Annotated in this window: 5 protein-coding genes; 1 reads left to right on the forward strand and 4 read right to left on the reverse strand. The window is 71.7% G+C overall.

What is annotated here, in order from left to right; all coding sequences use genetic code 11:
• Nucleotides 1-82: 82 nt before the first annotated feature.
• Both C6N75_RS16875 and C6N75_RS16880 read right to left on the reverse strand, forming a co-directional pair.
• Entirely contained in the window at nucleotides 83-1315 is a 1233-nt protein-coding gene (locus C6N75_RS16875) for a cytochrome P450 family protein (RefSeq protein WP_105869734.1), read from the reverse strand.
• 151 nt (nucleotides 1316-1466) lie between these two features.
• Complete coding sequence (locus tag C6N75_RS16880) at nucleotides 1467-2210, reverse strand: ScbR family autoregulator-binding transcription factor (RefSeq protein ID WP_105869735.1); 744 nt, start codon at nucleotides 2208-2210, stop codon at nucleotides 1467-1469.
• A 466-nt stretch (nucleotides 2211-2676) separates the two neighbouring features.
• Between C6N75_RS16880 and C6N75_RS16885 the strand changes: the two genes are divergently transcribed.
• Complete coding sequence (locus C6N75_RS16885) at nucleotides 2677-4524, forward strand: acyl-CoA dehydrogenase family protein (protein ID WP_258177455.1); 1848 nt, start codon at nucleotides 2677-2679, stop codon at nucleotides 4522-4524.
• Between the two features lie 76 nt (nucleotides 4525-4600).
• Here C6N75_RS16885 and C6N75_RS16890 read toward each other — a convergent pair whose 3' ends face one another.
• The gene (locus C6N75_RS16890; RefSeq protein WP_105869737.1) at nucleotides 4601-5002 is read right to left on the reverse strand and encodes a DUF6009 family protein; all 402 of its coding nucleotides are present in this window, start codon (nucleotides 5000-5002) and stop codon (nucleotides 4601-4603) included.
• 139 nt (nucleotides 5003-5141) lie between these two features.
• On the reverse strand, nucleotides 5142-5901 hold a 760-nt coding region (locus C6N75_RS16895), incomplete at its 5' end, for a DNA primase family protein (RefSeq protein ID WP_258177456.1).

A 5901-nucleotide genomic window follows, 5' to 3' on the forward strand; every position in this document is an offset into this window, starting at 1 on the left:
CACCGCCTGAGCGCCTCACCCGCGCAGGAGAGACTCCGCGCCCCGGCGGGGGCGCGGAGTCTCTCCTGCGCGGGTGAGGCGCTCAGGCGGTGGGCGGCTCCAGGATCACCGGGACCGAGTGGAAGCAGTTGATGATGAAGGACGGCTCGGGGGTGAGCTGCTCCTTGGGAAGGGCCAGCCTCATGTCGGGGAAGCGGTCGAAGAGGGCTTCCAGCGCCACCTGGCCCTCCAGGCGGGCGAGCGGCGCGCCCAGGCAGAAGTGCGTACCGTGGCCGAAGGCGATGCTGCCGTGGTCCTCGCGCAGCAGGTCGAAGACGGCGGCGTCGGGGCCGTACTGGTCCTCGTCGTGGCCGGCGGAGGCGAAGTTGACCAGGATGGCCTCGCCCTTCGGTATGACCACGCCGTCCAGGTCGATGTCCTCCACGGCGTAGCGCAGCGGGGTGTGGGCGGCGACGCCGCGCGCCCGGAGGGTCTCGGCGACGACGTCGTCCCAGTCGGCCCGGCCGGCCCGCACGTGCGCCAACTGCTCCGGCTGGGCGAGGAGTTCGACCAGGGCGTTGCCGATCATGTTGCCGGTCGTCTCCTGGCCCGCCGCGATGAGCAGGTTCAGCGTGCCGACCAGCTCCTCCTCGGTGAGCCGGTCCCCGTTGTCCAGGGTCTCGATCAGCGCGGAGGTGAGATCGTCGCCGGGGTGGGCGCGCCGGTGGGCCACGAGCTCGCCGAGGAGCTGGAAGACCTTCATCTGCGAGGCGGTGGTCTCCTCCGGGGTCGCCACCGTGCTGAAGGTGGTGCTCACCTCCGCGCACAGCTCGGCCCTGGCGTCCTCGGTGACGCCGAACAGGTCGCAGATGACCCGCATCGGCAGCAGCTTGGTGAACGAGGCGATCAGGTCGACGGGCTGCCCGGCGGGGGTGGCCGCCAGGTCGTCGATCAGCTCCTTGACGGCGGCCTCGATCTGCGGTCGGAGCTGCTGGGTGCGCCGGGCGGTGAAGCCGCCGGCCACGATGCGGCGCAGCCGGGCGTGCTCCTCGCCGTAGGAGAAGCCCATGTTCTGCGCCGACACCCAGTAGTAGAGCGGCCAGGCCTCGGTGATGCGGCCCTCGGCGAACTCCGGCCAGTGCCGGTAGGCGTCCTTGGAGACCCTTCGGTCGGACGTGAGCTGCTTGATGTGCCGGTGCCGGGTGACGGACCATGCCGTCACGCCGCCCGGGAGCTGGACCTTCACCGCCGGGCCCTGCGACCGCAGGGCGGCCGCCTCGCCGGCGTGGTCGCGGCCCAGCACGTCTATCGCGTAGGGACAACCGGTCATGCCCATCCGTGCACTCCCCCTCGGGTGACGATGTGTTGGCAGAACGCTGAGAACGTGTACAGAGCATCGGAGACCGCGTACGCGCGGGTACGGCGGAGTCTTGCTGCCGTGCGAGCCGTCGGACAAGAGTGACGACGAGTGGATCAGTGGCGGTGGATCAGCGGCGCACGCCGGCCGCGGCGGTGGACCGGGCGGCGCCGGCCGTCCCGTCCTCCCCGGGCCCGTCGTCCTCCTCGGCTTCCCGTTCGCGGGTCAGCCGCATGGCCTCCTCGTACGTCCGCGCTCCGCGCCCCGGCGTGAAGTCCATGCCGACCAGCGCCCCCGGGTTGGCGATCGTCGCCATCAGGTGCTGGTACAGCTCGCCGACGCGCTCGGGCATGTCCGCGTGGTCGGTCATGATCTTCGAGAGCACCTGGACCCCCATGAAGGAGCCGACGAACATCGTCGCCGCCGCCACGACGTCGACGTGCGGCAGCAGCTCACCGCGTGTGCGCGCCTTCTCGAAGACGGCGACGGTGTGGTCCAGCCACGCCTTCGCCGGCACCTGCCGGTCCAGGCCGTCCTTCGCGGAGCCCTGCTCCACCGTCAGCCGGGTGCTGCCCCGCACCAGCGGATCGCGGGTGCTGTGCAGGTGGGACAGGAGCAGCGCCTCGTCGAGCGCCTCCTGGAGCGCCAGGTCCCTCGGCGGCACCGCGGGCACCGCGTCGAGCTGGCTGGCCAGCACCGCCTGCGCGAGCTCCTCCTTGGAGGCGAAGTGGAAGTAGAGCGCACCCTTGGTGACGCCCGATCTCTTGAGGATCGCCGAGATCGTCGCCGCCTCGTACCCGACCTCGTCGAACAGCGAGGCCGCCGCGACGAGGATGGCCTGCCGGGTCCTGACGGCCCGCTCTTGCCGCACCATCTGCCCGCTCACCTCCGTGCCTCCGTCACGCCCGGTACATGACGGTCAACCCACTCCGCCGGCTTCCGGGACCGGCGGGAGGACCCCTCACCGCTCGCGGCCCGGTCGGGCGCGGCATCACCCGCGGTCGAGCTCGGATGGAGCGGCTGGTGGCATCGTAAAACCAGGCGTCCGGTTTCTCAAGAGGTGATGTTGAGCGACGCGGCCGGGCGAACGGAGGGCTGGATTCCGCCAACAGTGCCGCTGTCACGTGCCTTGAGAACCCGTCCTGAGCTGTGAAGATGAGTTCACAGTCGGGGGAGTCTTGCAAAAAAACCGGTCAGTTCGTATCTTCGCAGCCCTGAACTTCCTTCGTGCCACTCGACGTTCAAGCGGAGAAGCCATGACCACGCTTACGTTCCGAACGAATGCACAGGAAGTCGCCGGGGGGCTGCCTGCCAGTGATCTTCCGTGCGATCTCCCACAGATGCTCGACGTGGATCCGGCGGTCGTCGCCGGCTCGGCGGCCGAGGAAATCGCCCACGTCCTGTTCGACCGGGACCGCCGGGGCGAGATCCACCGGCCGTGGCGCTCGCTGATCTCCCGTCCGGAGTTCCGGAGCCCGCCCGGTCTGTCCTTCACCGAGCGCACCGCGCTGTCCTACGCCCGGCTGCGCCTGGTCAACGACTCGCTGGACGACCCCGGGAGCCTGGTGGCCGACCCGTACCGGCTGGCCGGCCTGCACGAGTGGACCGGCGTGGTGGACGCCTCGCTGGGGGCGGTGGCCGGCATCCACTACAACCTGTTCCTCGGCAGCCTCTACGACCACGAGGGGCCGTCCTCCCGCAGCCTGTCCGACTTCACCTCCATGCAGCGCACCGGAACGTTTCTCTGCACGGAGCTGGAGCACGGCAACGACGCCGCCTGCCTGCGGACCACGGCCGCCTACGACCGCTCGACCGGCGGGTTCGTCCTGCACACCCCGACGCCGGGCGCGCAGAAGTTCATGCCCAACACCAGCCTCACCGGCGGCCCGAAGACCGCGCTGGTCGCCGCCCGGCTGCTGGTGGACGGCGAGGACCAGGGCGTCTTCCTCTTCCTGACCCCGCTGACAGACGAGTCCGGCCCGCTGCCCGGTGTGCGCGTGCGCCGCCTGCCCGAGCGCGCCGGCCACCCGCTCGACCACTGCATCACCTCCTTCGACCAGGTCAGGCTCCCCCGGGAGGCGCTGCTGGAGGCCGAGCACGGGAGACTGGACGCCGACGGCACGGTCACCAGCTCCCTGGGCAACCGGCGCAAGCGGTTCCTGCGCTCGGTGCACCGGGTGACCACTGGCAAGCTCTGCATGAGCGGGGCGGCGGTGGGCGTCTCCCGCGCCGCGCTGGCCATAGCGGTCCGCTACGCCCACGCCCGGCACATCGGCGGGCCCAAGGCCGGGCAGCGCATCCCGCTGGCCGCGCACCGCAGCCACCACGGCCGGCTGCTGCTGGGCCTGTCGACCGCGTACGCGATGACCTTCCTGCACCGCGAGGCGGTGACCCGGTGGGCCGAGCGCGGCCCCGGCGACTCCTCGGACACCGAGCGGATGGTCGCCCTCACCAAGAGCTGGACCACCTGGCAGGCCCGGGACATCGCGATCGAGTGCCGCGAGCGGTGCGGGGCGGCGGGACTGCTGTCGGCGAGCGCGCTGGCCGGCATCGCCACCGACCTGGAGGGGACCATCACCGCCGAGGGGGACAACCTCGTCATCTCGCTGAAGGCCGCCGCCGAGCTGCTGTTCAACCACCAGGCCCCGGTGCGGCGCACCGACCGGCCGGTGGAGGAGCAGTCGCTGTCGGACGTGTACTTCCTGCGCGACCTGCTCGCCGAGGCGGAGGTCCTCTGGCACGCCAGAGCCCGAAGATCCCTGCGCGAGGGTCCTTCGCGCGACTCCGTACGCCGCTGGAACGCGGCCTCGGCCAGTGCCCTGAAGATGGCCGAGGTGCACACCCGGCTGCTGGCCGGCGACGCCTTCATCGACGCGGCGGCCCAGGCGGTGGGGCCCGAGGCCCGCCACCTGCTGCACCAACTGGCCCGGCTCTTCCTCCTGAAGGAGGTGGCCGAGCACACCGGGATCCTGCTGGCCACCGGGCAGCTCACCGTGGAGCACATCCGGGACCTGCCCGACGCCATCGAGGAGACCATCGCGGACCTGGCCCCGCACATGATGACCCTGGTGGACGCCTTCGACCTGCCGGAGGAGTTCTTCGCCGGCATCCCCATCGCGCACCAGGACTACGCCCTGCGGTGGGACGAACTGGCCGGCCCGCCCGAGGGCTTCACCCTCAGCCGGTGACGCCCGCCGCGCCGGCCGGCGCGAAGCCGCTCACCGCGGCCGCGCCGCAGCGGCCGGCCGCATCACGGCGGCAGCGTCACAGCGGCAGCGTTATGCCCAGCTCCCGCATGGCCGAGGAGGGCGGACCGCCCTCGGAGCGCTCCGTCTTGTAGCCCTTGGTGCCGGGGGCCAGGGTGCGCGGGTCGACGGCCTCGGCGGGCGCGCCGGTCGCGTACAGGCCCTCGGGCTCGGTGTCGCGGTCGTGCGGCAGCAGCCAGAACACGCGGCGCCGGAAGGTGCCGGAGGAGCGCGACGCCTTGGCCCCGGGGCCGAGCAGCGCGTACCCGACCATCCGGCCGTCGCGGTGGTAGGCCGGCCTGCCCTTGCGGGTGGGCAGCCGGTCCAGGCTCTGCCGTACGTAGTCCAGCGCCGTGGGATCTTCGAGCCAGACGATCTCCGTCTCCGCACGGATCTCGTCCTCGGTGATGAGGGCGCTCATGCTGTCCTACCTTCTCGTGCCGTACCCGAAGCCGCGTGCGGGATCACCCGGCCGGATACCCGCCCGGCCGCCCGGGCATGGCAGGCGAACTCCGCGCCGGCCCCGCCGGCCGTGGCGGCCGGTCCGACGCCGGCGGCCATCAGGCGTCCTCTCCGTCGGCCAGCAGCCCGATACCCGGATAGTATTTGCGCTGGTTCGACAGGATCATCTGCTTGGGGGAATCGAGCCCGACCGTCTCGCGGACGCGGGCCGCGAAGGAGCGGGACGTCATGGCCAGCGCCCCCTCATTCTGGCACCAGCTCTTGTACGCCGCGTAGAGCCTGGCCTGTTCGGCCCGCCGGTCGGGGTGCAGCACGCAGTTCTCGGACAGGAAGCGGCCGGTGTGGTCCTCGGTCTCGGCGTACGCGGTGGTGGCGATGCGCACCCGCTCCGGGCCGGTGAGGTCCTTGTCGCCGCCCAGGTAGCGGCGGGCGCCCTCGATCAGCCAGTTGAGGATGCCGGGGCCCTCCTCGGTGACCAGGATGTCGGCCAGGTTGTCGATCTTTCGGTCGTCGGGGACGGTCCGCTCGAAGGGGATCAGGCGCATCCGCCGCCAGAACGCGAAGCCGCCGGTGCCCACCTCGGGGCGGTGGTTGCCCAGCAGCCAGAGCTTGTGCGTCGGTTCGAAGCTGAAGAAGTCCTGCCGCATCCGGCGGGCCTTGATGCGGTCGCCGCCGGTGAGCAGCTTGACCCGGGCCTCGTCGAAGCGGTCGCCCGGCTTGACCTCGCTGCACACGATGACCCGGCGGCCGTGCAGTTCGGCGAGGTCGGTGGGGTGGCCCTCGTAGGGGCGGGCCATCAGGAAGCCGGGCGGGGCGGCGTCGGCGTAGTCGCCGAGCAGCTTCATCAGCACGTCCAGC

Source organism: Streptomyces solincola (genome assembly GCF_002982015.1).
GTDB classification, from domain to species: domain Bacteria; phylum Actinomycetota; class Actinomycetes; order Streptomycetales; family Streptomycetaceae; genus Streptomyces; species Streptomyces solincola.

Coding starts and splice junctions, on each gene's coding strand:
- C6N75_RS16880 (WP_105869735.1), bottom strand. CDS start 2,210: ATGGTGCGGCAAGAGCGGGCCGTCAGGACCCGGCAGGCCATCCTCGTC.
- C6N75_RS16885 (WP_258177455.1), top strand. CDS start 2,677: ATGCTCGACGTGGATCCGGCGGTCGTCGCCGGCTCGGCGGCCGAGGAA.
- C6N75_RS16875 (WP_105869734.1), bottom strand. CDS start 1,315: ATGGGCATGACCGGTTGTCCCTACGCGATAGACGTGCTGGGCCGCGAC.
- C6N75_RS16890 (WP_105869737.1), bottom strand. CDS start 5,002: ATGAGCGCCCTCATCACCGAGGACGAGATCCGTGCGGAGACGGAGATC.